The sequence below is a fragment of the Pseudomonas frederiksbergensis genome (assembly GCF_003732705.1).
GTDB classification, from domain to species: Bacteria; Pseudomonadota; Gammaproteobacteria; order Pseudomonadales; family Pseudomonadaceae; genus Aquipseudomonas; species Aquipseudomonas frederiksbergensis_F.
Genome location: NZ_MOBR01000015.1, coordinates 158,289 through 184,150 on the forward strand (window position 1 = coordinate 158,289; position 25,862 = coordinate 184,150).

Genomic DNA, 25,862 nt, shown 5'->3' on the forward strand with positions numbered 1-25,862 from the left:
GCATTGATGAGCCTGCCCTTCCCGATCCGCGTCGCCTTGGTCGACGATCATTCACTGGTGCGCGACGGCATCCGCGCCTTACTGGCGGTGGTGGATTTTCTTGCCATCGTCGGTGAAGCCGACAGCGGTGCGAGCGCGATTGAAATGGTTCGCGACACCCAGCCGGATTTGCTGCTGGTGGATATCGGCCTCAAGGACATGAACGGCCTGGAACTGACCCGGCAACTGCGCCGCGAGCACCCGCAGATCAAGATTCTGATTCTCAGCATGTACGACAACAACGAGTACGTGAGCGAGTCTGTGCGCTCGGGGGCCAGCGGCTATGTGCTGAAGAATTCCCCTTCCCGGGAAATCATTGCCGCGGTCGAAGCGATTGCCAGTGGTGGCACGTTCTACAGTGCGGAAATCGCCCGAAAACTGGCCGCAGACCGCCCCGCCGATAACGAACTGACCCCGCGTGAAAGCGAGGTGCTGTGCAAAATGGTGTCGGGCATGAACAACAAGGAAATGGCCCGCGAACTCGACATCAGCGTGCGCACCGTGGAAACCCATCGCCTGAGCATCCGCCGCAAGTTGAACATCGATAAGCCGGCGGCGTTGCTCAACTACGCGATTGAGCGTGGGTTGATTTCCCGATAAGCCTGGACGCCACGCCCCTTGTGGGAGCGAGCCTGCTCGCGAAAGGACTCTGACATTCAACCCATTCGTTGACTGTCACACCGCTTTCGCGAGCAGGCTCGCTCCCACAGGTCTGGGTGTCTTTCAGAGCTTGGCAATCGACACTTCGGTGGACTTCACGAACGCAATCACTTCGCTGCCAATCTTCAATTCCAGATCGCGCACTGAGCGGGTGGTGATCACCGAGGTGACGATGCCGGACGCGGTTTGCACATCGATTTCCGAGACCACTTCGCCTTCCAGGATTTCTTTGATAACACCTTTGAACTGGTTACGAACGTTGATCGCTTTGATGGTCATGTTGAGGCTTCCTGTCTGATGTGGGGCAAAACCGCACTGAGGTGCAGGCCTTCAAAATGCACTGCTTACCGAGAGAACAAAAGGAATAAATAACGATTTATTTATTCCTGAATCGCATATAAGAATCCCCTAAGCTAAGATCCAAAAATTATTTAAAGAATAATTCTTAGAACCCTATGCTCATGACAGATCGCCACCTTCTCCGTTGTCAACTGTCGAGCTCGCCATGTCAAAACCCTTCAAGAATGCTGTCCTTACCGGTCTGGTGGTTGCACTGGCCTTGTCTTTCGCACTGCCGGCTCAAGCCCGGGAAACGGTGCGCATCGGTTACCAGAAGTCATCGACCCTGATCACCCTGCTGAAAACCCAGGGCACCCTGGAAAAGACACTCGCCCAGAACAATATCGACGTGACCTGGCATGAGTTCTCCAGTGGCTTACCGCTGCTGGAGGCGCTGAATGTGGGGAATGTCGATATCAGCGCCGATGTGGCCGATACCGTGCCGATTTTCGCTCAGGCAGCACAGGCCAAATTGACCTACTTTGCCGAGGAAGCGCCCTCGCCTTCAGCCCAGGCGATTGTCGTGCGCAAGGATTCGCCGTTGCAGCAACTGGCGGATTTGAAAGGCAAGAAAATCGCGGTGACCAAAGCCGCCGGCTCCCACTATTTGCTGATCGCCGCGTTGAACAAGGCCGGTTTGAAGTTCTCCGACATTGAACCGGCTTACCTGTCCCCTGCCGATGGCCGGGCGGCGTTCGAGAACAACAAGGTCGATGCCTGGGTCACCTGGGAACCCTTCCTCACCGGCGTGCAACGCCAACTGCCGACCCGCACCCTGGCGGACGGTGTCGGCCTGGCGAGTTACAAACGCTACTACCTGACCAGCAATGCCTACGCCAAGGAACACCCTGAAGTCTTGAAACTGGTTTACGAACAACTGCACAAGGCCGGTGACTGGGTGAAGCACAACCCTCGTGACGCCGCGCAGGTGCTGGGCCCGTTGTGGGGCAATCTGGATGTGGAAACCGTCGAGGCGGCGAACGCTCATCGCAGTTACCAGGTGCAAGCGGTGAAGGCGGATCAGTTGGGTGAACAGCAGAAAATTGCCGATGCGTTTTTTGCCGAGGGGTTGCTGCCTAAAGCGGTGGATGCCAAAGACGTAGAAATCTGGAAGCCATAACACTCACAGGGGTTTGCTGTGCATGAAAATTTTATGTACGACGATGATCCCCTGTAGGAGCGAGGCTTGCCTGCGAAGGCGGTGCGTCAGGCAACAGCAATATTGAATGAACTACCGCATTCGCGAGCAAGCTTCGCTCCTACAGGGGATCGGCTGCTTGCGCAAAATCTGTGCGCGACAGTGATCCAGTGTGGGAGCGGGCTTGCCCGCGAAGGCGGTGCGTCAGTCAACGAAGATGTTGAAAGCCAGGCCGCTTTCGCGAGCAAGCCCGCTTGTATGTTTAGACTTGAAGGGGTGGGCGACATAAGAACCAAAAAGAATTAATAAATACAAAATCAGTATTTATCGTTATAAAAATATCCGCGTATTGTCAGTTCATCCCGTCATTCATCACACAGTGAAGTGCCCCATGAATCCGACTGCCAACATCATCGACTTCGCCAGCTACCGTAAACGCAAACAGGCTCAGCAACGGGCGCGGGCCATGTGGGAAATGTACGCACGCAACGCCGGTTTGCAGGCCTGGCAGTGGGTGCAAGCGGCCCAACAGGCCACCGAGACGCGTCACGCGTGAACGGGCAGCAACCCTCGCGGTTTCTGGCGAGCGCCGACGAACCTGTCGTGGATTTGAATAACCTGGAATCCCTGGAAGAAGACCCGATCTGTGATCGTGTCGCGCAGAACCTGCAACGCCTGCGCGGCAAACGGCATCTGTCCCTCGACGCCCTCGCCCGCCAGTGCGGTGTGAGCCGGGCGATGCTGGCGCAGATCGAATCCGGCCGCAGTGTGCCGTCGATCAAAGTCCTGTGCAAAATCGCCAAGGGTTTGAAGGTGTCGGTGGCGGCGTTTCTTGAGCACCGGGCGTTTGAGGGGGTAGCGGTGTTGTCGGCGAACCAGAGCAAACGCCTGGTCAGTGCCAGCGGCGCGTTTGTCAGCCGGGCGCTGTTTCCATTCGACGTGGCGCGGCAATCGGAGTTTTACGAACTGCGCTTGAGCCCGTTGGGTGAGGATGTTTCCGAGGGCCATGGGCCTGGGGTGCAGGAGAATCTGGTGGTGTCCCAGGGTGTGCTGGAGATTAGCGTCAATGATGAGCGCTATCTGCTTTCTACCGGCGACTCGATCCTGTTCTATGCCGACCAGCCTCACCGCTATCGCAACCCGGCTGATAGCGAAGCGGTCGCCTATCTCGTGGTGACCTACCCGGAACGCCTGGACTAACAAATAACCCCTGTAGGAGCGAGGCTTGCCCGCGAAAGCGGTGTATCAGGCGACCTCACTGGTTAATGAACTACCGCTTTCGCGAGCAAGCTTCGCTCCTACATTTTGATTTTTGGTGTTTGTTGGAATGCAAAAGCCCCCGCGGCCTTATGGACGCGGGGGCTTTTTTGTGCGGCCCGGAATCAGCAGGTGCAGCACATCAGCGGCATGCCGTTGCAGCTCATCATCATCGGCATGCTGCAATCGTTCATCATTTTCATCATCAGGGTGCAGCAGTTTTTCATCATGTCCATGTTCATGCCGGCCATCGGCATGATTTTGCACATCATGCCGTCGTCCATCAGGGTGCATTCCATCACGCACTTCATCGATGGCATCGGCATGCCCATCATCGGCATCGGCATCATCATGTTCATCATCGGCATGCTCATGGCCGCCTGGGACATGCACATCATGCTCATGTTGCCGCAATGCATCATCATCGGCATGCCGCAGTTCATCATCATCTGCATCATTTCAGCGCTGTTCTTGAACATGGCCATGTCCATGCCAGCAGCCGGCATCATTTTGCACATCATGCCGTCGTCCATCATGTCGCAGGTCATGGTCGCCATCATCATCGGCATGCCCATCATCGGCATCATTGGCATGTTGGCGTTCATCGGCATTTGCATCTGCATGGCGTTCATCATGGTGTTGTTCCCCGAAGGATTGAATAGTTGGACGAAGCTGATGGGGAGGATTCTATGGATTGGCCAATACGCAGCAAGATGGCGATCAAACAGCCGGAATGCATGCTCAAGCGACTTTAAATGGGTGAGCGGAACGGGATTATCTGCTGCTGCTCTTATTCGGCTTTTATGACAGATAACTTGTAGATGGAAACGTGTTTCTCTCGGTTATAGATATGCGATGCACGCCTATATAAATAACCGAAAGAAATAATCGATCTAACGCTGGCGCGGATTTCACTCTTTTGCAAACGCCTGAGCATCAGTGAATTTTTCCACGTCGACACGATGGGGAAAGATCTTCTTCTCGACGAACAAGTCATCGACCTGCTGCAAGGCCTGAACGTCCCGAGGCTCGATCGGCAACAGCGACTCATCGCCCCAACTGCGCAACCGCTGCGAGACTTCCAGCGGCACATCGTTGGCCTTGGCGAACACTCGGGCGTACTCATCGGGGTTTTGCCGGGCCCATTCAAAAGCCTTGGCGAATCGCTGCAACACATCGCTGAGGGCCTGGCGCTTGAGCGGGTCGGTGAGCACTTCATCCGAGGCGGTGATGAACGTCAGGCCGGTGTTGATCCCTTCGCCGCTGATCAGCACCCGGGCACCCTGCTGCTCGGCAAACGCCTGGTAAATGCCGAACGTGGCCCAGGCGTCGATCTTGCCGGCGTTGAAGGCCGACAAAGCGTCGGTGGGCAGGACGAAACCGACGTTGACGTCCTTCTCATCGACCCCGGCATTGGCCAGCGCGCGAATCAACAGGTACTGGGAAATGCTGCCCCGCGCCGACGACACCACCACGTTGCGACCTTTCAGATCAGCCACGCTGTGGATCGGCGAATCCTGCGGCACCAGGATCCCGATGCCTCGGGATTGACTGCGCCGCACCGCGACGATACGCAACGGCGTGCCACCGGTTGCCGCCGCCAGCACCGGCGTATCACCGGCCGGCCCCAGATCGACAGCGCCAGCGCGCAAGGCCTCGAACAGCGGTGCGGCGCCCTGGAAGTTGGCCCACTCGACCTTGTAGGGAATGCCCTCCAGCGCATGGGCGGCTTCGACCACCGTGCGCAGGCCCTTGGCTTGATCGCCGAGGATCAGTTTGACGCTGGACAAGTCCGCCTGTTTTTTTGGCGCGACGGCGTCACCGCAGCCACCGAGCAACAGCGCGGCACCTGAGAGCAACAGCATCGCTGATTTCCATAGTCGTCGATCAAGCATGGGCAAACCGCCGAAGCACCGGCTGACGTTCAGCCACCGCAGCGCTTTCGACTTCAACGCCCAACAGGCTCAGCAGCCGTGCACGAATGGCCTGGAAACCGTCCTGCCCGGTGTCGCGGCTGCGGGGCAGGTCGATGGTCAGTTGCTCGGCGATTTTGCCGTCGGCCAACACAATGACCCGGTCGGCCAGCAGGATCGCTTCGTCCACATCGTGGGTCACCAGCAGCACCGCCGGCGTGTGTTTGCGCCACAGTTCGATGATCAGCCGATGCATTTTGATTCGGGTCAAGGCATCGAGGGCGGCGAAGGGTTCGTCGAGCAGCAACAGCTTGGGTTCGCGCACCAGGCCACGGGCCAATGCCACGCGCTGCGCTTCACCGCCGGAGAGCGTTGCCGGGTAGGCCTCCAGTCGATGGGCCAACCCTACTTCGGTCAAGGCTTGCACCGCGCGCGCCTTGGCGTCCGGGATGTGCAGGCCGAGAATCACGTTTTTCCAGGCGCGTTTCCAAGGCATCAGGCGCGGCTCCTGAAACACCGCCGCCCGGGCCTTGGGTACGCGCAACTGGCCGCTGTCGATGCTGTCGAGCCCGGCCAGGCTGCGCAATAAAGTGGTCTTGCCGGAACCGCTGGCCCCGAGCAAAGCGACGAATTCCCCCGGTGCAATGTCCAGGTCCAGGCCATCGATGACCCGCTGCTGACCGAACTGGCGCACCACGTTGCGCAGTTGCACAGGCGCCGCGGATGGCGTGTCCAGAATATCGATGTTCGACATGTCAGTTCCTCACAAAAGATGGGCGCCAGGCCAGGGCGAAACGCTCCAGCGTGCGGATCAGTCCGTCGATCAACAAACCGAGGACGCTGTAAATCAACAGGCAGATAACGATCACGTCGGTGCGCATGAAGTCCCGGGCGTCACTGGCCAGAAAGCCGATGCCGGCGGTGGTGTTGATCTGCTCGACAAACACCAGGGCCAGCCAGGAAATCCCCAGGGAATAACGCAAGCCGACAAAGAATGAAGGCAAGGAGCCCGGCAGGATCACGTGCCAGATCAACTCACGACGGTTCAGGCCCAGGGTGTTGGCGGCCTCGATCAACTTGGGGTCAATGTTGCGAATGCCGGAGAACAGATTGAGGTACACCGGGAAGGTGGTGCCGGTGACGATCAGCGCGATTTTGGTGAACTCGCCGATGCCGAACCAAAGAATGAACAGCGGCACCAGCGCCAGGGAAGGAATGGTGCGCAGCATCTGCATGGGCGAATCGAGGATCACCTCGCCGCGCTTCGACAGGCCGGTGATCAGCGCTGCGACGACGCCAACGCTGACCCCGATGCTCAACCCCAGCAACGCGCGCTGCAGGGATACCAATAAATGTTTGCCCAACTCGCCAGAGATGATCATCGCCCAGAGGGTACCGCCAATCTGCGACGGTGCGGCAATCACTCGCTGGGGGATCAAGCCGAACTGCGACGCCAGTTCCCACAACAGCAGCAGCGCAATCGGGCTGAGCAAGCGCAGGAAGACTTCTGGGGTTCGCCAGTTGCGCAGCCAGTCGGGGATAAGCCTTGAGGCATCCGGGCGGTCAACAGCCTTATCGACAGAAAACGAGCTGCTGGCGCTCTGTGTATCGAAGGTCTTTTCGGTCATCAGGCTTCCTTCCTCATCAAAAACATGGCTTCGGATTCATGCTATTCGTATAAGAAACGCCAGTGAAAGGCTTTTTAGGAATAACCTAATATGATTAAAAATCAGATAGGAAATCATCCAGATAAATTATTTGCATAATTAAAGCCTTGAGCCCGCGCCCCGTACGGCGTCGGCTTGCATCGACTTATAAAATGCGTATTTCTGATATCTGTAATTTATTATGATTCATTTAATTAATAATTAACTTAGAACAAAACGGCATTTCACAGCCCCGCCCTCCTGCGCCTACTTTCGACACCATGGACCGACCCCCTGCCCGGTGGAGGTGAATCACGCCTATCCAAAGACAAGGAACTCAGCATGAGCATCGAATTTATCGGCTACATCGGCGGCCACCATTCCTCGGAGATCCATCCTCGCAGCGGCCCGGTGTTGCAACCCGACTATGTGGAAACCGTCGCCCGCGCCCATGACGAGGCCGGTTTCGACCGCGCCCTGGTGGCGTTCCACTCCAACAGCCCGGACAGCACACTGATTGCCTCCCACGCCGCCAGCGTGACGAAAAACCTGAAATTCCTCATCGCCCATCGCCCCGGTTTCGCCGCACCGACCCTCGCCGCCCGCCAGTTCAACACCCTCGATGTGTTCAATGGCGGCCGCACCGCGGTGCACATCATTACCGGCGGCGATGACCGCGAACTGCGCGCCGATGGCAGTTACATCGGCAAGGACGAGCGCTATGCCCGCACCGATGAATACCTCGATGTGTTGCGCCAGGAATGGACCCGCGAAAAGCCCTTCGACTATCAGGGCAAGTACTACCAGGTCGAGGGCGCGCACTCGTCCGTGAAGTCCCCACAACAGCCGCACATTCCGCTGTATTTCGGCGGCTCGTCGGCGGCGGCCATCGCGGTGGCGGGCAAGCATGCGGACGTGTACGCGCTGTGGGGTGAAACCTACGAGCAGGTGCGCGAAGTGGTGAATCAGGTGCGCGCCGAAGCCGCCAAGCATGGACGCAGCATTCGCTTCAGCCTGTCGTTGCGCCCGATTCTGGCGGACACCGAAGCGCAAGCCTGGGAGCGTGCCGAGCGCATCCTGCAACAGGCCACGGCCCTGGCGGAACAGAATGGCTTCGTGCGGCGCGAACCGCCGAATGAGGGTTCGCGACGTCTGCTGGCGGCAGCGGCTCAAGGCTCGCGGCTGGACAAGCGACTGTGGACCGGGATTGCAGGCCTGCTTGGCGCCCAAGGCAATTCGACCTCACTGGTCGGCACGCCGGAGCAAGTGGCCGAGGCGCTGCTCGATTACTACGATCTTGGCATCACCACGTTCCTGATTCGTGGTTTTGATCCGCTCAATGACGCCATCGATTACGGCAAACGCTTGATCCCGCTGACTCGTCAGTTGGTGGCCGAACGGGAGCGGCAAGCGGCGGAAAAAGTCGCCTGATTCCGGCGCACACGACAAAGGGGCTTACCTTGCGGCAAGCCCCTTTTCTTTCGGCTATGACTTGCGGATCAAGCCGGATTTTTCACACTCGGCCGCTCACTGACTTTGGCATTCCACGCCACCAGCGCCGCGCATTCCTCGGGAATCGCAATCTGCGCAAACCCGGCGAAAATCAACCCTGCCCACACGGTGATATCCGCCATCGAGAATTGATCGCCCGCCACGTACGGCTGGGTTTTCAGCACTTCGTCAAAATACTTCATGCCATTGATCGCCTTGTCGCGATGCATCTGGCCCCACACCGCGCGGTCGCTCCACTCAGGCTTTTTATACGGCTTGAGTTGTGCGCCAAGACCGTCGGTGGCGTGGTGGAAATAGATGCCGATGGCGTCGATCAATTGGTCGTCGGCACGTTTCTGCATCATGTGAATCAGCCCTTTCTCTTTCGCCGTGGTGCCGGTGAGCGTCGGGTTGCCTTCCAGGTTGTCGAGGTATTCGGTGATGGCCGTGCATTCGGACAGGTAAGTGCCGTCGTCCAACTGCAAAACCGGCACCGTACCGGTCGGATTGATCGCCAGAAACGCGCTCTGCTTGTGTTCAGCGGCGGGCAAATCGACCTTAATGAACTCGATTCTGGACGCCAGGGCCTTCTCGGCAATGACCACACGAATGCGTAACGGGCTAGGAAAACCGGGGATGTCGTAGATCTTCACGTGAACTCCGTTGCTATCTATCTATCGGGAGGTAGACAATGCGGGCAGCGATCGAATCGGTCAACAGATATCTATCAGTAGGTAGGCAAATAGATTATGACGGCAACAGATACCAAACAGACCATCCTCGACGCCGCTCGCCGCGTCGTGCAGGCCCGGGGCTACAACGCGTTGAGTTTTCGCGAACTGGCCAAGGAAGTGGGGATCAAGAGCGCCAGCATCCACTACCACTTTCCCACCAAGGGCGATTTGGGCGCGGCGCTGGCCAAGCGCTACACCGAAGACACCGCAGGTTATCTGGAGCAATTGCTGACGCAATCCCAGGACCCCGTCGCGATGATGGACGCCTACACCGCGGCTTTCCGTGCGGCTCTGGAAAATGACAATCGCATGTGCCTGTGCGGAATTCTCGCCGCCGAGCACCATGATCTCCCGGACGAAGTGCGGGTCGAGGTGGACGGGTTCACCGATGCGAATGTGCTGTGGCTGAGCAAGGTACTGGCGTTGAGGCAACCCAACGCTCAGCCAGAGGCGCTTGAACGGCAAGCGCTGTCAGTATTTGGCGCCATCCAAGGCGCGCAACTGGTGTCCCGTGGGCGCAACGACATCGCGGTGTATGACCAAATGATCGCGTCCTACCGGGCGGCGGGCTTGATTCCCTGAGAGCGGAATCTGCTACTGTCTTGGCACTTTTTGTCGACGAAAGCGTTCACGCCCATGACCAATCAAACGCCTGATCCTCAAGCCGTCTGCGCCCCAATCACCAAAAGCGCGATTTTCATCGTGGCCACCCTGGCGCCCGGCAGCGATGCTGCTGAAAAGGTCCGAGGCTGGTGCGGCGACATCGCCGCCCTCACCCGCTCCGTCGGCAAACGTGTGCCGACCGGTTACTTGTCCTGCGTCTGCGGCTTTGGCTCCAGTGCCTGGGACACGCTCTTCGGCGGCCCGCGCCCGGCTTCGCTGCATGCCTTTCGCGAGTTCGGTGACGAGGGACGGCGCGCGGTAGCAACGCCGGGGGACATTCTGCTGCACATTCGTGCGGACCAGATGGACCTGTGTTTCGAACTGGCCACGCAGTTGCTCTCGGCCTTGGGCGATGCGGTGACGGTGGTCGATGAGGTCCAGGGTTTCCGCTATTTCGACATGCGCAGCATCATCGGTTTTGTCGATGGCACGGAGAATCCGGATGATCGGCACATGGCCAGATTCACGATCATTGGTGATGAAGATCCGGCGTTTGCCGGCGGCAGTTATGTGCTGGTGCAGAAATACCTGCACAAGATGGACGCGTGGAACGGGCTGTCCGTCGAGGCTCAGGAACGGGTTATCGGGCGGACCAAACTGTCGGATATCGAACTGGATGACGCCGTAAAACCAACCAATTCCCACAGCGCCTTGACCACCATCACCCAGAACGGCCAGGAAGTGAAAATCCTGCGTGACAACATGCCGTTCGGCCGGCCCGGCGCGGGCGAGTTTGGTACTTATTTCATCGGCTATGCCCGTTCACCGGAGCCGATTGAGCTGATGCTGGAGAACATGTTTGTCGGCCGGCCTGCGGGCAACTATGACCGCTTGCTGGACTTCAGCACGGCGGTCACGGGCGGCTTGTTCTTCGTGCCTTCAGCGGACTTGCTTGAAGACTTGCCAGATCGCACACCTTAAAAAGGGGACAGATTTATTTTTCCTACAGATGTGGGAAAAATAAATCTGTCCCCTTTTTAAATGTGGTGTGGAATTCACTCTTTGTAAGCGGTATCGCTGCGCTCCAACTGCCGGATCAGCGCATTCCAGTGCCGCGCCACGCCCGGCCCGTCGCCACTTTTGAACACTTCCGCCTGTTTCTCGACCTTGGCCACCACCTCAGCCGGCGGGAAAACCAGTTCGGCATTGCCACCCGCCTGCGCTGCGATCTGAATGTTGCAGGCGCGCTCCAGGCCATGCAGTTGCTGGAAGGCATGTTCAACACTGACACCGGCCGTCAGTAAACCGTGGTTACGCAGGATCAACACACTTTTGTCCCCCAGGTCCGCCACCAGGCGTTCACGCTCGTCCAAATCCAGCGCGATGCCCTCGTAGCCGTGGTAAGCCACGCGTCCGGAGAAACCGATGGAATGCTGGGAAATCGGCAGCAGCCCGTCGCGCTGGGCGGATACCGCGATGCCGTCGCGGGTATGGGTGTGCAAGACGGCTTGCAGGTCGGGACGCGCGCCGTGGATGGCGCTGTGGATCACGTACCCTGCGTAGTTGATGCCAAGGCCCGTGGGGTCGTCGACGATGGTGCCGTCGAGGTCGACCTTGACCAGGTTGGAGGCGCTGATTTCATCGAACAACAGCCCGAAGGCATTGATCAGGAAATGCTCTTCAGGCCCCGGCACCCGCGCGGAAAAATGCGTGTAGATGTGATCAGTCCACTTGAACAACGCCGCCAACCGATAGGCCGCGGCCAGTTTGACCCGCACGTCCCATTCTTCAGGGGTGACGCGCTGGCGGACATTTTTCGAGACACTGGACAACGGGCTGACGCTGCTCATGGCAAAACTTCCTGGATGGCCTTAAGAATTGCAGCCAGCCTATGGGAAGCGAAAAAATAATAAAAAGCACATTTTAATCTAAGCTAATTATCATTTTTTTTTATGTCTTGAGCCTCCCGTCATGCGGCGCTCTTGATCTTTTGCAGCGACCCGGCGACCAGTTTTCCGAAGGCATCCACCGGCCCCTGCAGGTTGCCGAGAAAGTGCGGGTAAATCAGCCACAGGTCCATCACCGGTTTGAAATCCTTGAGCGGCACCACCGCCAATTGATCGAAATGCGCGCTGCGTTCCAGCAACGGACGCGGCACCAGTCCGAGACCCAGTCCATCAGCGACCAGGCCCAACTGCAACTCGGTGCCAAAGGTTTCCAGGTTGACCCGCAGCGCCAGTCCTTGATCCGACAGCGTGCGTTGCAGCCCGGCGCGGAACCCACAACCGTCGGGGTTGAGAATCCAGCCACTTTGGTACACGTCGGCGAGTTTGCACGGACGCTTGGGCACTTGGTCTTTGGCGCAGACCACCACCAGCTCCATCTTGCCGATGGATTCGCCGACGATGTTGTCCGGGAAAATCTTGCCCGCCGGGAACAGCGCCGCGGCGGCATCCAGTTCACCGCGTTCGATTTTGCCCACCAGTTGACTGCCCCACCCTGTCGCCACCTGGGCGCGCAGTTCCGGGTATTCGACGCGCAGATGCTTGAGGGCATCGAGCAGCACCACATCGCCAATGGTTTGCGGCACGCCCAGGCGCAATAGCCCGGTGGGCGGTGCGTCGGTGGCCACGAGTTCACGCAGCGCGTCCATTTCCCGAAGGATCAAACGGCACTGTTCATACACCCGGGTTCCGATCAAAGTAGGCTTGAGCGGCTTGGTATTGCGGTCGAACAATTCCACGCCCAACGCTTGCTCGAAGTTCTGCACCCGCCGGGTAATGGCGGGCTGAGTCAGCTGCAACGATTCGGCGGCGTGGCTGATGGACTGGCAACGGATCACTTCGACAAAGGCATCGATATCATCAATTTTCATTTGGGCCGCACATAGAGAACAGTCAATAAGATGTCTGAAAAGCATAGTTCTATTGATGAAATCTGGATAGCCCGAAGCTTCAGGCGTCCAGATCGATAACGATTAACGCTATTCAATCGAGTTCTAAATTCCCTTCAGCTATAAGCTAATCATTTAAAAATTGCATATTAAGACAAATCATTATGCTTAGATAACCCACATCAACCTTCCAAACCAACGATGGAATCGCCATGACCCAGGCCCAACACCCGGAGAGACTCAGAGCATTCATAGGCGCCTTGGCGGAACTGATCGACAGCAATCCGCGCGAGGGTGACCTGCTGCATCGCGGCGGCAAGCTGCTCGGCCAATTGGTCAGCCATGACGACTGGCTGCCGGAAGACTTCGCCCGCCCCGACCCTGAGCGCTATCAGCAATTTCTGTTGCACGCCGATTCCCGGCAGCGCTTCAGTGTGGTCAGTTTTGTCTGGGGGCCGGGGCAACGCACGCCGATCCACGATCATCGGGTCTGGGGTTTGATCGGCATGTTGCGCGGCGCGGAATATTCCCAGGGGTTCGCCCGCCACACCGACGGTACGCTGGTGCCCGAGGGCAACCGGATTCAACTGCAACCCGGTCAGGTCGAGGCCGTGTCGCCGAAGATTGGCGATATCCATCAAGTCAGCAACGCCTTTGACGATCAGGTTTCCATCAGCATTCATGTGTATGGCGCCAATATCGGTGCCGTGCGCCGCGCGGTGTATCAGCCCGACGGCAGCGAGAAACTGTTTATCTCCGGTTATTCCAACGCCTTTCTCCCCAACATTTGGGATCTGTCCAAAGAGAGCCAAGCCTTATGAGCAACGTACTGACCCGCACCTTCGCCGACATTCGAAAGGCTCTGCTGAAGAAGGAAGAACTGGCCCTGGTGGATGTGCGCGAAGAAGCGCCGTTCGCTGAAGCGCATCCGTTGTTCGCGGCCAATATTCCACTGTCGAAACTTGAGTTGGAGGTGTACTCGCGGATTCCACGGCTCGATACCGCCGTGACGGTCTACGACAACGGCGAAGGTCTGGCGCAGATCGCTGCTCAGCGTTTGCAAGATTTGGGTTATGTGAATGTCGGCCTGTTGGAAGGTGGCCTGGAAGGTTGGCGCCGCGCCGGTGGCGAGTTGTTTATCGACGTCAACGTGCCGAGCAAAGCCTTCGGTGAATTGGTGGAAAGCCAGCGCCACACGCCATCCCTCGCGGCGGAAGAGGTGCAGGCGCTGCTCGACAGCGAGGCCGACGTGGTGGTGCTCGACGCCCGGCGTTTCGACGAATACCAGACCATGAGCATTCCCACCGGCATCAGCGTCCCGGGCGCGGAGCTGGTGTTGCGTGCCCGGGAACTGGCGCCGGACCCAACGACGCGGATCATCGTCAACTGCGCCGGGCGCACCCGCAGCATTATCGGCACGCAGTCGCTGATCAACTCCGGCATTCCGAATCCGGTTTCGGCCCTGCGCAACGGCACCATCGGCTGGACCCTCGCCGGTCAACAACTGCAACATGGCCAGTCGCGCCGGTTTGCGCCGACCAGCGAAGAACATCGCCACGTTGCCGCCCAGGATGCCCGTCGGGTCGCCGATAAAGCGCTGGTAGGCCGCGCCACCCTGGCTGATCTTCAGCGCTGGCAGCAGGAGTCGACGCGCAGCACTTACCTGTTCGATGTCCGTACGCCAGAAGAATTTGAACAAGGCCACTTGCCCACCGCCCGTTCGACCCCCGGCGGCCAACTGGTGCAGGAAACCGATCACTTCGCCAGTGTGCGCGGCGCACGTTTGGTACTGGTGGATGACGACGGCGTGCGCGCCAACATGTCGGCGTCCTGGCTCTCGCAACTGGGTTGGGAGGTGCATGTGCTGGATGATGTGCAGCCTGCGCATTTCAGCGAAAAAGGCACTTGGCAGGCGCCAGTTCCCGCCCCGCGACAGGCCGAGGAAATCAGCCCCGAATCCCTGGCCGAATGGCTCACCCATGGCGACAGCGTGGTGCTGGATTTCACCAGCAGCGCCAACTATGTCAAACGCCACATCCCCGGCACGTGGTGGGCGCTGCGCGGGCAATTGCGCGAAGCCCTGGTCAATGTGCCTGAAGCAGAGCGCTACGTGCTGACCTGTGGCAGCAGCCAATTGGCGCGGCTGGCGGTCGCCGATGTTGAGGCCTTGACCGGCAAACCGGTGTTTCTGCTCAAGGGCGGCACCGCCAGTTGGGTCGCCGCGCAACTGCCGCTGGAGGATGGCGAAAGTCATCTGGCCTCGCCGCGCATCGACCGCTATCGCCGCCCATACGAAGGCACCGACAGCCCGCGCGAAGCCATGCAAGCGTATCTGGATTGGGAATATGGCCTGGTCGCGCAACTGGCTCGCGATGCCACCCATGGCTTTTTTGTGATCTAAGCAACGGATGCCAGCTTCACACCGAACCTGTGGCGAGCGAGCTTGCTCGCGCTGGGCTGCGAAGCGGCCCTAGAGCAAGCTCCCTCGCCACACATTATTAGAAACATCCAACATACATCCGACCCCTCTCCAGGCGGAGGCTGAACCCATAACCGAGAGGAGTTCCACCATGTCCGCAGTCTTGCACCGCACCGACTTACAGCCTCAACCGACCTTGCACGTCACCCGCCTGGAACCGACCATCGGCGCCGAAATCACCGGGATCGACTTGAGCCAGCCGCTGACGCCCGCACTGCGCGATGAACTGCGCCAGTTACTGCTGGAACACAAAGTCATTTTCTTCCGCGACCAGGTCATCAGCACCGAACAGCAGATCGCCTTCGCCCGTGAATTCGGTGAGCTGTACGTTCACCCGACCACTCAGCAAAACGACCCGACGCAACCGCAAGCGCACCTGATTCAAGCCCAGGACGAGCGCAAACTCTACGGCCCTAGGATCAGCGGTCGTTGGCACACCGACACCAGTTGGCTGCTGCGCCCGACCCTCGGCGCGATATTGCGTGCAGTGGATTTGCCACCGGTGGGCGGCGATACCCTGTGGGCCGACACCGGCGCGGTGTATCGCGCCTTGCCCGATGACCTGCGCGCTGAAATCGATGATGTGTATGTGGTCCACGACTTCAAGAAAGCTTTGGACAAGGTTGGCTATGACTATCCGATCCTGGCGCATCCGTTGGTGCGCACCCACCCGGAAACCGGCGAGGACGGCTTGTTCATCAACTTCTCGCAGAACCCTTCGGTCATTGGCTGGACGCCGGAAAAGAGCAAGCAACTGATCGATCGCTTGCTGCTGGAATTCAACAAGCCGGAACACCAAGTGCGCTTCAAATGGCGTGAAAACTCGGTGGCGTTCTGGGACAACCGTTCGACGCTGCACTACCCGGTCTACAACTACGGCGATTATCCGCGCCGCATGGAACGGGTCCTCATCGCTTATGACGACATTCCACATCGGGTAAAACGCGCCAACGCGGCCTGACTCCACCCCCAAGAAAAGACCTGGCAACCCCGGCTATTCGCGAACATTCGCGAAGGGGTTTGCCTGTGCGTGCAATCTTTCAGGAATTCGCGTCATGACCTCATCCAGCCCCCGAGTGAAATACGATTATTACGCCGCCGCAGCCTTGAGTCTGTTGACTGCAAGCCTCCAGGTCCATGCCGAAAGCAGCGAGCCGGACAAGACCCTGAGCACCGTGGTGGTGACCGGCAATCGCGGTAATCAGCCGCGCACCATCACCGACAGCCCCTCGCCCATCGATGTGATCAGCGCCGAGCAATTGCAAGCCAGTGGCAAGGTCGGCCTCAAGGAGTTGCTTGCCCGCTTGCTGCCGTCCTTCAACCTGCCGGCGATCAATGGCGGCGGGACGTCGTGGTCGGTGCGCGGCGTGACCATGCGCGGCTTGTCCGGGGATCAGGTGCTGGTACTGGTCAACGGCAAACGCCGACACAACACCGCGCTGATCAACAACCTGGCGCGGATCGGCACGGCGGCGGTGCCGGTCAACCTTGACCTGATTCCCGTCTCGGCCATCGATCATATCGAGGTGCTGCGCGACGGCGCCTCGGCGCAATATGGTTCGGACGCCATCGCCGGGGTGATCAATATCATCCTCAAGGAAAACGACAGCGGCGGCAGCGCCGAAACTTCGTTCGGGCGCTACGGCAGTGGCGATGGCGACACCGTGCACCAGACCGTCAACTACGGCCTGGCGCTGCCGAATGACGGCTTCGCCAACCTGGCGCTGGACAGCAAGGAACAGGAACCTTTCGACCGCACCGGCAGTGCCACGGGCAATCTTTATTCATCACCTGGTTTCCCCGACAGCCGCGATCAGACCGTCAATCGCCACGGCTGGAACCCCAGTTATGGTCTGGGCCGAGAGAAGGTCACCAACGCCAGTTACAACCTTGAGCTGCCGATCCAGGATGATCTGAAGTTCTACTCGTTCTCCACCGCCAGCTATATGGAAACCACCAAGGTCACGGGCAACTATCGCCCCAACGACATCACGTCCCTGGCCGGTGATCCGAACACCCCCTACCCCGACGGCGTGCATGCCCAGCGGCGAAATCGCACCATCGACTTCCAGTTCGCGGGCGGCTTCAAGGGTGAGGTCGGCGGCTGGAACTACGACGCCAGTTCGACCTGGGGCGAGGACGATTCGACCCTCAATGCCAGCAACACCCTCAACCCGTCCCTGGGGCCGACCAGCCCGACCTCGTTCAACCTGGCGTCGCAGATTTTCGATCAATGGACCAACAACCTCGACTTCAGTCGCGGCTTTGACATTGGCCTGAAAAATCCGCTGCAAACCTCCTTCGGTTTTGAATACCGCTGGGAGAAATACCAGATCGAGCCCGGCGACTTTGCGTCCTATACCCCCGGTGACTACGTGATCCCCAGCGGACCGTTTGCCGGCCGGACCCCGTTGCCGGGCCTGGCCTCCTACAACGGCACCAGCCCCGCCGACGCCGGGGAAATCAGTCGCAGCAACGTCGCCAGTTATGTCGATCTGGGCCTGGACGTGACGGATAAATGGTACGTCGGCACCGCCGCGCGCTATGAGCACTACACCCAGGACATCGGCAGTACCTGGAGCGGCAAGTTCTCGACCCGCTACAAAATCACCGACGCCTTCGCCCTGCGCGGCACGGTCAACAACGGCTTCCGAGCACCATCCCTGGCACAGACCATTTATGCCTCGTCCACCTTCACCTCCGGCGGCGTGGTCAATGGCGAGCAGATCTCGGTGCCAGTCAAAGTCTTACCGGTGGACACGCCTGAGGCCCAGGCCCTGGGCGCGGAAAAGCTCAAGCCGGAAAAGTCCCTGAACTACAGCCTCGGCTTCACTTACGACCCCACGGCAAACTATCGACTGACCACCGATCTGTATCAGATCGGCATCCGCGACCGCATCGTGTCCACCAGCCTGTTGGGCGGTCCGGCGGTTTCGCAAATCCTCGTCGCCAACGGCTTGTCGCCGGGACTGTTTGCCCAGTACTACACCAACGCGGTCGACACCCGAACCCGCGGCATCGACATCATCAACGAGTATCGCCAGCAACTGGATGAATACGGCCAAGTGCGCTGGAGCGCGGCCTACAACTGGAACCAGACCAAGATCGAAAAACTCCAGGACAACCCGGCCAAACTCACCAGCCTGGGCTCGAATTACCAACTGTTCGACCGCCGTTTGCAGAAGGACCTGACCGTTGCCACGCCGCAATCGAAACTGATCCTGGCCGCCAACTGGAAAGTCACCGACTACAACCTGAACCTGGCGCTGACCCGCTTCGGCAGTTACACCGAAGGCGACAACAACCCGGTGAACGACCGCAAATTCAGCGCCAAGTGGATCACTGACCTGGACGCGGCCTACGACCTGACCAAGCACCTGACGGTGGCGCTGGGGGCGAACAACCTGTTCAACGTGTACCCGGACAAAAACGGCATCAAGGACTGGGCTGGCGGCTACAAATACGGGCAGTTTTCGCCGTTTGGCTTTGGCGGCGCGTATTACTACACACGGTTGGCGTACAACTTCTGATGGCCGAACTGTAGAAGCGAGGCTTGCCCGCGAAAGCAGTTCCACCTTCAACATGGATGGTGGCTGACACACTGCCTTCGCGAGCAGGCTCGCTCCCACGAGGAGCTTCGGTGGGCATAAAAATCTGCGCTCGACGACGATCAACTGTGGGAGCGAGCCTGCTCGCGAAAGCGGTTTCCCTTTCAACATCGGTGGTGGCTGACCTGACGCCTTCGCGAGCAAGCCCGCTCCCACAAGGGACCTTCGGTGGGCACAAAATCTGCGCCCTACGATGATCAACTGTGGGAGCGGGCTTGCTCGCGAAAGCGGTTTCACCATCAACATGGATGGTGGCTGACACACTGCCTTCGCGAGCAGGCTCGCTCCCACAAGGAGCTTCGGTGGGCATAAAAATCTGCGCTCGACGACGATCAACTGTGGGAGCGAGCCTGCTCGCGAAAGCGGTTTCACTTTCAACATGGATGGTGGCTGACCCGACGCCTTCGCGAGCAAGCCCGCTCCCACAGGGGATTTGTGTTTCGCTCCAATTAAATGCATTTATTTCATATTGATCATCTCGATAATCAACTTACTTAATAATTAGCATATAACCAGAAAGACTTTCCCAACCGCTTTTTATAGAGATAACGTCAAGCACAGACCGACCCCTTCTCCAGGCGGAGGCCATACGAACCTGCCTGGAGCTTGTCATGTCACTCAAACCGCTGTTGTTGACCCTCTTCTGCACCCTGGGCTTTAGCGCCATCAGCCATGCCGCCGACCTGCAACCACTGCTGGTAGCCAATCAAAAGTCGTCGATCAAGGTGCTGCTGGAAGTCTCCGGCGAATTGAAGGATGTGCCTTACGAAATCCAGTTCTCCGAGTTTCCCGCCGCCGCACCGTTAGGCGAGGCGCTGAACGCCGGCGCCGTGGACATCGGCGCCCTCGGCGACGCGCCTTACGTGTTCGCCCTCGGCGCCGGTGCGCCGCTCAAAGTGGTCAGCATCATCCACGCCGAAGGTCGCTACACCACGGCGATCCTCGCGCTGAAGGACTCGCCGCTGAACAACGCCAGCGACCTCAAGGGCAAGCGCATCGTCACCACCCGCGGCTCCATCGGCCACTTTCTGGCGATCAAAGCCTTGCGCAGCGTCGGTTTGAGCACCCACGACGTACAGTTCATCTACTTGCTGCCCAGCGAATCGCGGATCTTGCTGGACAATGGCAGCGCCGATGCCTGGTCGACCTGGGATCCGTACACCACGATTGCCACCACGCAAAGCCAAGCCAAGGTTCTGGCCAGCGGCGACTCGCTGCTGACCAACCATTTGTACCTCGCCGCCACCAGCCAGGCGATCGCCGGCAAACGCCAGCAACTGGACGATTTCGTCGCCCGGGTCGATCGCGCCTACCGCTGGACCAACAGCCATCCCGAAGAATATGCCGCCGCCCAGGCCAAGGTCACCGGCCTGCCGCTGGCCGTGCATGTCGCCGTGGCCAAAGGCACGCACATGCAACCGGTAGAGATTGACGACACGGTGATCGCCGGCCTGCAAACCACGGCGGACATTTATCAGGAAGAAGGAATTCTGACCAAACACATCGACGTCTCCCAAGGCTTCGACAAGAGCTTCAACGCCCAGCGTGCCCCGACCACCCAGGCATCGCGCTAATTCAGGAGTAGAACCATGAGCAAACAACGCCAACTGAAACTCGGTGCGATGGTGCATGGCGTCGGCCACGGCTGGGGCGAATGGCGCCACCCGCAGGCCCAACCCAACGCCAGCGTGAACTTCGATTTTTACAAGCAGCAGACGCAACTCGCTGAAGGCGCGAAGTTCGACTTCGTGTTCATCGCCGACAGCCTGCACATCCACGAAAAATCCAGCCCGCACTACCTCAATCGCTTCGAGCCGCTGACCATTCTCTCGGCGCTGGCGGCCACCACCAAACACATTGGCCTGGTGGCGACCGTCACCGTCAGCTACACCGAACCGTTCCAGGTCGCCCGGCAGTTTGCCTCCCTGGACCACATCAGCGGCGGTCGCGCCGGCTGGAACGTGGTGACCTCCTGGCTCAGTGGCACCGCCGATAATTTCGGCAAGGCCGAGCACCCGCCCCATGCCGTGCGCTACCGCATCGCCAAGGAGCATGTGGATGTGGTCAAGGGCTTGTGGGATTCCTGGGAAGACGACGCCTTCGCCTACAACAAGCAAAGCGGCGAGTTTTTCACCCCCGGCAAATTGCATGCGCTGGAGCACAAGGGCGAATTTTTCTCGGTGAAAGGCCCGCTCAATATCGCGCGCTCGCAGCAGGGTCAACCGGTGATTTTCCAGGCTGGCACCTCGGAGGCCGGGCGCAATTTCGCGGCGGAAAACTCCGACGCAATTTTTGTCAGCCCCGAAACCTTCGATGAAGCCAAAGCCTACTACAAGGACCTGAAACAACGGGCCAGCGGCTTTGGCCGTGATGCACAGAAGCTGTCGATCCTGCCGGGCATCCGCCCCATCGTCGGGCGTGATGAAGCGGAGGTAGAAAGCCGTTATCAGCAAGCGGTGGAACTGGTGAGCATCGAGGACGCGATTGTCGCCCTCGGCCGGCCGTTCAATGACCATGATTTCAGCCAGTACCCATTGGATGCGCCGTTCCCCGAACTGGGTGATCTGGGTTCCAACAGTCAGAAAGGTGGGTCCGACCGGATCAAACAATTGGCCAAGGATGAAGGCCTGACCTTGCGCCAGGTCGCCCTGCGCTTCTCCCGGCCACGACGGGATTTCGTCGGCACGCCCGAGCAGGTGGCCGATGCCCTTCAGACCTGGTTCGAAGAAGGCGCCGCCGACGGTTTCATCATCAATTCGTTGCTACCCGATGGCTTGCAGTACTTCACCGAACTGGTGGTGCCGGTGCTGCAACAACGGGGTCTGTTTCGCGATGAGTACAGCGGCAACACCTTGCGCGACAACCTGGGTCTGGAAGTCCCTGCCAACCGTCACGCCATCACTCAAATCCATGAAAAAAACGAGGCCGTGGCATGAGCGAATCCCTCAATCAATTGCTCGCGAATTTGCATGCCGAACGTGTGGCGACGTGGGAGCCGGCGGCTCTGCAAGTCAATATTGATCAGCGTCAACGCCTGGTGGACGAAGCCAAGGTCGAGGACTTCGTCAAGGTCGGCGACACCCTTGAGCCCTTCACACTGTTGAAGGTTGAAGGGGGCGAACTGAGCCGCGACGAATTGCTCGCCAACGGCCCGGCGGTGCTGATTTTCTTCCGCTTTGCCGGTTGCCCGGCGTGCAATATCGCCCTGCCCTATTACCAGCGCCGGCTCTATCCGCAACTGCATGCACTGGGGGTTCCATTGGTCGCGGTCAGTCCGCAAGTGCCGGAGCGCCTGATCGAGATCAAGACCCGCCACACCCTGGATCTGCAAGTGGCCAGCGACCCGGATAACCAGCTCGGCCGGCGCCTGGGCATTCTCTACAGCTTCGATGAAGCCTCGCGCAACGCCGCGCTGGCCAAGGGCAAGAGCATCGGCGAAACCACCGGCACCGGCACTTGGGAATTGCCGCAGCCGACCGTGGTGGTGATCGCCCGGGACGGCAGCGTGGCCTTCGCCGAGGTCAGCCCGGACTGGCTGGTGCGCACCGAAGCCGATCCGGTGCTGCGCGCCGTTGAACAACTGCTGGGGCAATCAGCCTTGCAACTCGCTATCTGACAAGAGCCTGACCATGACGAAAAACATCTCACAGGGGCAGTTCAATCGTCGCGGCTTCCTGACGGCCAGTTCGATTGCCGTCGGCGCGCTGGGGTTGTCCTCGCTCGGCTTGAGCCCGCGTGCATTCGCGCAAAACACCCAGCTCTCGGACCTGACGTTGGGTGTCGCCACCTACCGTGGCCAGGAGTCGTATTTCACCGAGGACGCCGGTACCGCCAACCGCCCTTACAAAGTCGACTACGCGGAATTTGCCGGTGGCAATCTGATCGTCGAAGCGCTGGCCTCGGGCAGCCTGGACATCGGCTCCATGAGTGAGATCCCGCCGATCTTCTCGATCCAGAGCCATCGTCAACCGAAGCTGATCGCGGTGATTCAAGGCGACGTGAACAACCAGGTGTTCCTGATTCCCAAGGACTCGACACTTGAATCCGTCGGGCAGTTGCGCGGCAAACGGGTCGGTTATGTGCGCTCCACCACGTCGCACTATTTTTTGATCAAGGCTTTGAAGGAACAGGGCCTGACCATGAAGGACATCACCGCCGTCGCGCTGACACCCCAGGACGGCTTCAGTGCATTCCAGAGCGGTCAGCTCGATGCGTGGGTGATTTATGGGGTGTTCATCCAGTTGGCGAAATTCCGCAGCGGCGCCCGGGTACTGAAGACCGCCCAGGGTTATTTGTCCGGCAATTACCTGATGGCGGCCCGCCCCGCCGCCCTCGAAGACCCACTGCGCAAACAGGCGATTCAGGACTACTTGCAGCGCACGGCGCGCACCCTGGACTGGATCAACAACAACCCCGAGCCGTGGGCGACCAAATCCGCGCAGTTGCTGGGCGTGGACAAAGCGGTGTTCCTCGATATGTACAACAGCCGCAGCCAGCCGTGGAAGGTCCTCGAAGTGGACGACCAGGCCATTGCCTCGCAGCAGGAAGTGGCGGATTTGTTCTTTGATGCCGGGGTGTTGAGTGAGCGGCTGGATGTCGGGCCGTTGTGGGACAAAAACTTCAAGTTGCTACCGCTGTGAACGGATTTCCAGCCTATTGATCGGATGAATCAACCATGAGTCTTTCTTCTCAACACGCTCCGCCGCTGCGCTCCATCGAAGCGGCCAATTTCGAAGCACTGCTGGAAAACATCGGCGGGCAACTCGGCGCCACCGCACACGTTTATGACGAAAGCGGGGCCTTCCCCCACGACAATTTCAAGCTGCTGCATAAGCACGGTCTGGTCGCCCTGACCGTGCCCAAAACCCTCGGCGGTGGCGGTGCGAATCTGGTCCAGGCGCGCAAGGCGATCAGCGCCATTGCCAAAGGTGAGCCTTCGACCGCATTGATTTTGGTGATGCAGTATCTCCAGCACACGCGCCTGCAGGACAGCAAAACCTGGCCCGAAACCCTGCGCCTGCAAGTGGCCCAAGACGCAGTCCAGCAAGGCGCGCTGATTAATGCCCTGCGGGTCGAGCCCGACCTTGGCACCCCGGCTCGCGGTGGTTTGCCGGCCACCGTTGCCCGACGCACCGCCGCCGGTTGGCGGATCAGCGGGCGCAAGATCTACTCCACCGGCAGCCCTGGCCTGACGTGGTTCAGCGTCTGGGCGCGCAGCACCGATGAAGACCCGCTGGTCGGCGCCTGGCTGGTGCATAAGGACACGCCAGGTATCAGCATCATCGAAGATTGGGATCACCTCGGCATGCGCGCCACGTGCAGCCATGAAGTGATTTTCGACAACGTGCTGGTGCCGCTGGATCACGCCGTCAGCGTCAGCCCCTGGAGCGCGCCGCAACCGGAACTCGATGGCGACGGCTTCCTGTGGATGTCGGTGTTGCTGTCGTCGGTGTACGACGGCGTTGCCCAAGCCGCTCGCGACTGGTTCGTCAGTTGGCTGGAACAACGCAAGCCGTCCAACCTCGGCGCGGCCCTGTCCACCCTGCCGCGCTTTCAGGAAACCGTCGGCCACATCGACACACTGTTGTTCGCCAACCGTAGCCTGCTGGATGCCGCCGCCGAGGGACGCACACCGGTGAGTAACGCCGCGCAGTTGAAATACCTGGTGACCGGCAACGCGATTCGCGCGGTCGAGCTGGCCATTGAAGCGTCCGGCAATCCCGGTTTGTCCCGCAACAACCCGCTGCAACGGCATTACCGCGATGTGCTGTGCAGTCGCGTCCATACCCCACAAAACGACGCCGTGCTGCAAGGCGTCGGCAAAGCCGTTTTCGCCCAGCGCCCGCAAAAGGACAGCCAATGAGCCAGCTCGTGATCGCCAGCCAACTGGACGAAGATTTCAATGAGGTGATCCGCCAGCGCCTCGCCCTCACGCACCCGGGCACCGAGGTATTGGATGTGCCGGCCGGTGTGCCCAGCGACCTGCCGGCCGAGGTCAGCATTCTGCTGGCGCGGCCGATCAATGTGCGCGGTTACCTGGCGCCGGACACGCCGCCACCGGGCTGGCCGTACGGTTTGAAGTGGGTTCAAGTGGTGTCTTCCGGTATCGACTTCTACCCGAAATGGCTGTTTAACGGCCCGCCGGTGAGCACCTCGCGTGGCAGCGCCGCCGAGAACATCGCCGAGTTCGCCCTGGCCGCGATCTTCGCCGCCGCCAAGCATCTGCCGGACATTTGGGTGCATGACTCCACATGGAATTTCACCGCACTGACGCCCATCAAGGGCACCACATTGGGAATCCTCGGTTTCGGTGCGATTGGCCGCAGTCTGGCAACCAAGGCCCATGCCTTGGGCATTAACGTGGTTGCCTTGCGCCAGAGTGAGACGCCGTTCGAGGTGGAAGGTGTTGAGGCTGCGCAGGACATCCATGACTTGTTTGCCCGCGCCGATCACCTGGTGCTGGCGGCACCGCTGACCGCTGCGACCCGGCATATCGTCAACAGCGCGGTGCTCGCCAGCGCCAAGCCGGGCCTGCACCTGATCAACATTGCCCGGGGTGGTCTGCTCGACCACGGCGCGCTGCTTGAAGCGCTGGACAATGGCGCGATTGGCCTGGCTTCGCTGGACGTCACCGAGCCCGAACCGCTGCCCGATGGACATCCGCTTTATTCCCATCCCCGGGTTCGTTTGTCGCCCCACACTTCGGCGATTTCCAGCAACAGTCGGCACGAGATTGCGGACAGTTTCCTGGCCAATCTTGAGCGATTCCTGAATGGGTTGGCGCCGGAGAATCTGGCGAACGTACAGCGCGGGTATTGATTCCAGCCGATCCATCGCCTTCGCGGGCAAGCCTCGCTCCTACAGGGGAATACATTCCAATTGTAGGAGCGAGGCTTGCCCGCGAAGGCGTTTTATCATCCGCCACAGCAACATCAGCATTACGCATTTCTTATCAGCACTTAATGCCTATTTTTTATAATTAACTTATAACTAATCGGACTTTTACAGCGCTGCTTTATACAAATACTGTTACAACCATCACCGACCCCTGACCAGGTGGAG

25 protein-coding genes are annotated in these 25,862 nt (G+C 59.4%); 17 read left to right on the plus strand and 8 right to left on the minus strand.

Annotation, left to right across the window (positions count from 1 at the left end; all coding sequences use genetic code 11):
* Window positions 1–6 precede the first annotated feature (6 nt).
* Window positions 7–639, plus strand: a complete 633-nt coding sequence (locus BK667_RS16755) for a response regulator (RefSeq protein ID WP_123598301.1) — start codon at window positions 7–9, stop codon at window positions 637–639.
* Window positions 640–762: 123 nt separating this feature from the next.
* Here BK667_RS16755 and BK667_RS16760 read toward each other — a convergent pair whose 3' ends face one another.
* On the minus strand, window positions 763–978 hold the full coding sequence (locus tag BK667_RS16760) for a TOBE domain-containing protein (protein ID WP_034150404.1): 216 nt from the start codon (window positions 976–978) through the stop codon (window positions 763–765).
* 226 nt (window positions 979–1,204) lie between these two features.
* Between BK667_RS16760 and BK667_RS16765 the strand changes: the two genes are divergently transcribed.
* The 3 genes from BK667_RS16765 (at window position 1,205) to BK667_RS16775 (ending at window position 3,376) form a co-directional block, all read left to right on the plus strand.
* The gene (locus BK667_RS16765) at window positions 1,205–2,158 is read left to right on the plus strand and encodes an aliphatic sulfonate ABC transporter substrate-binding protein (protein WP_123598302.1); all 954 of its coding nucleotides are present in this window, start codon (window positions 1,205–1,207) and stop codon (window positions 2,156–2,158) included.
* Between the two features lie 409 nt (window positions 2,159–2,567).
* Entirely contained in the window at window positions 2,568–2,732 is a 165-nt protein-coding gene (locus BK667_RS33290; RefSeq protein ID WP_185058228.1) for a hypothetical protein, read from the plus strand.
* A gap of 53 nt (window positions 2,733–2,785) precedes the next feature.
* Window positions 2,786–3,376, plus strand: coding sequence for a helix-turn-helix domain-containing protein (locus BK667_RS16775; RefSeq protein WP_185058236.1), 591 nt, complete (start codon window positions 2,786–2,788; stop codon window positions 3,374–3,376).
* Between the two features lie 182 nt (window positions 3,377–3,558).
* Here the strand turns inward: BK667_RS16775 and BK667_RS16780 are convergent, their stop codons facing one another.
* From BK667_RS16780 to BK667_RS16795, 4 genes are all read right to left on the minus strand, one after another.
* Window positions 3,559–4,068 (minus strand): hypothetical protein, encoded by a 510-nt coding sequence (locus BK667_RS16780; protein ID WP_185058229.1) that lies wholly within the window; start codon window positions 4,066–4,068, stop codon window positions 3,559–3,561.
* A gap of 276 nt (window positions 4,069–4,344) precedes the next feature.
* Window positions 4,345–5,298 (minus strand): ABC transporter substrate-binding protein, encoded by a 954-nt coding sequence (locus BK667_RS16785; RefSeq protein WP_259698049.1) that lies wholly within the window; start codon window positions 5,296–5,298, stop codon window positions 4,345–4,347.
* Window positions 5,299–5,320: 22 nt separating this feature from the next.
* Window positions 5,321–6,100, minus strand: a complete 780-nt coding sequence (locus BK667_RS16790) for an ABC transporter ATP-binding protein (RefSeq protein ID WP_123508734.1) — start codon at window positions 6,098–6,100, stop codon at window positions 5,321–5,323.
* A 1-nt stretch (window position 6,101) separates the two neighbouring features.
* A complete protein-coding gene (locus BK667_RS16795; RefSeq protein ID WP_123598304.1) occupies window positions 6,102–6,974 on the minus strand; it encodes an ABC transporter permease in 873 nt (290 codons plus the stop codon).
* Window positions 6,975–7,334: 360 nt separating this feature from the next.
* Here BK667_RS16795 and BK667_RS16800 point away from each other — a divergent pair, with 360 nt between their 5' ends.
* Window positions 7,335–8,423, plus strand: coding sequence for an LLM class flavin-dependent oxidoreductase (locus BK667_RS16800; protein ID WP_123508736.1), 1,089 nt, complete (start codon window positions 7,335–7,337; stop codon window positions 8,421–8,423).
* Window positions 8,424–8,491: 68 nt separating this feature from the next.
* On the opposite strand, the gene BK667_RS16805 is transcribed toward BK667_RS16800, so the two are convergent.
* Window positions 8,492–9,136: a glutathione S-transferase gene (locus BK667_RS16805; RefSeq protein WP_123598305.1), complete on the minus strand. Its 645-nt coding sequence runs from the start codon at window positions 9,134–9,136 to the stop codon at window positions 8,492–8,494.
* A gap of 96 nt (window positions 9,137–9,232) precedes the next feature.
* Here BK667_RS16805 and BK667_RS16810 point away from each other — a divergent pair, with 96 nt between their 5' ends.
* Both BK667_RS16810 and BK667_RS16815 read left to right on the plus strand, forming a co-directional pair.
* Window positions 9,233–9,799, plus strand: coding sequence for a TetR/AcrR family transcriptional regulator (locus BK667_RS16810; protein ID WP_123598306.1), 567 nt, complete (start codon window positions 9,233–9,235; stop codon window positions 9,797–9,799).
* A 54-nt stretch (window positions 9,800–9,853) separates the two neighbouring features.
* Window positions 9,854–10,801 (plus strand): Dyp-type peroxidase, encoded by a 948-nt coding sequence (locus BK667_RS16815; protein WP_123598307.1) that lies wholly within the window; start codon window positions 9,854–9,856, stop codon window positions 10,799–10,801.
* A 74-nt stretch (window positions 10,802–10,875) separates the two neighbouring features.
* On the opposite strand, the gene BK667_RS16820 is transcribed toward BK667_RS16815, so the two are convergent.
* Both BK667_RS16820 and BK667_RS16825 read right to left on the minus strand, forming a co-directional pair.
* Window positions 10,876–11,670, minus strand: coding sequence for a class II aldolase/adducin family protein (locus BK667_RS16820; RefSeq protein ID WP_123508740.1), 795 nt, complete (start codon window positions 11,668–11,670; stop codon window positions 10,876–10,878).
* A gap of 119 nt (window positions 11,671–11,789) precedes the next feature.
* Window positions 11,790–12,695: a LysR family transcriptional regulator gene (locus tag BK667_RS16825; protein WP_123508741.1), complete on the minus strand. Its 906-nt coding sequence runs from the start codon at window positions 12,693–12,695 to the stop codon at window positions 11,790–11,792.
* 230 nt (window positions 12,696–12,925) lie between these two features.
* Here BK667_RS16825 and BK667_RS16830 point away from each other — a divergent pair, with 230 nt between their 5' ends.
* The 10 genes from BK667_RS16830 to BK667_RS16880 all read left to right on the plus strand — a co-directional run bounded on the left by BK667_RS16830 (window position 12,926) and on the right by BK667_RS16880 (window position 25,619).
* Window positions 12,926–13,534, plus strand: coding sequence for a cysteine dioxygenase family protein (locus BK667_RS16830; protein ID WP_123598308.1), 609 nt, complete (start codon window positions 12,926–12,928; stop codon window positions 13,532–13,534).
* The gene (locus BK667_RS16835) at window positions 13,531–15,114 is read left to right on the plus strand and encodes a rhodanese-related sulfurtransferase (protein ID WP_123598309.1); all 1,584 of its coding nucleotides are present in this window, start codon (window positions 13,531–13,533) and stop codon (window positions 15,112–15,114) included. The genes BK667_RS16830 and BK667_RS16835 overlap by 4 nt, the downstream gene beginning before the upstream one ends.
* Window positions 15,115–15,283: 169 nt before the next feature.
* Complete coding sequence (locus BK667_RS16840) at window positions 15,284–16,153, plus strand: TauD/TfdA dioxygenase family protein (protein ID WP_123598310.1); 870 nt, start codon at window positions 15,284–15,286, stop codon at window positions 16,151–16,153.
* Between the two features lie 94 nt (window positions 16,154–16,247).
* Complete coding sequence (locus BK667_RS16845) at window positions 16,248–18,722, plus strand: TonB-dependent receptor plug domain-containing protein (RefSeq protein ID WP_123598311.1); 2,475 nt, start codon at window positions 16,248–16,250, stop codon at window positions 18,720–18,722.
* Between the two features lie 689 nt (window positions 18,723–19,411).
* Window positions 19,412–20,374 carry an ABC transporter substrate-binding protein gene (locus tag BK667_RS16855; RefSeq protein WP_123508746.1) on the plus strand — a complete coding sequence of 321 codons (963 nt, stop codon included), beginning with the start codon at window positions 19,412–19,414 and terminating at the stop codon, window positions 20,372–20,374.
* Between the two features lie 15 nt (window positions 20,375–20,389).
* A complete protein-coding gene (locus BK667_RS16860; RefSeq protein WP_123598312.1) occupies window positions 20,390–21,736 on the plus strand; it encodes an LLM class flavin-dependent oxidoreductase in 1,347 nt (448 codons plus the stop codon).
* Window positions 21,733–22,416 carry a peroxiredoxin-like family protein gene (locus tag BK667_RS16865; protein ID WP_123598313.1) on the plus strand — a complete coding sequence of 228 codons (684 nt, stop codon included), beginning with the start codon at window positions 21,733–21,735 and terminating at the stop codon, window positions 22,414–22,416. Before BK667_RS16860 ends, BK667_RS16865 begins: the two co-directional genes overlap by 4 nt.
* A gap of 13 nt (window positions 22,417–22,429) precedes the next feature.
* Window positions 22,430–23,440 (plus strand): ABC transporter substrate-binding protein, encoded by a 1,011-nt coding sequence (locus BK667_RS16870; protein ID WP_123598314.1) that lies wholly within the window; start codon window positions 22,430–22,432, stop codon window positions 23,438–23,440.
* Window positions 23,441–23,475: 35 nt separating this feature from the next.
* Window positions 23,476–24,663: an acyl-CoA dehydrogenase family protein gene (locus BK667_RS16875; RefSeq protein ID WP_123598315.1), complete on the plus strand. Its 1,188-nt coding sequence runs from the start codon at window positions 23,476–23,478 to the stop codon at window positions 24,661–24,663.
* The gene (locus tag BK667_RS16880; RefSeq protein ID WP_123598316.1) at window positions 24,660–25,619 is read left to right on the plus strand and encodes a D-isomer specific 2-hydroxyacid dehydrogenase family protein; all 960 of its coding nucleotides are present in this window, start codon (window positions 24,660–24,662) and stop codon (window positions 25,617–25,619) included. Before BK667_RS16875 ends, BK667_RS16880 begins: the two co-directional genes overlap by 4 nt.
* Window positions 25,620–25,862: the final 243 nt, after the last annotated feature.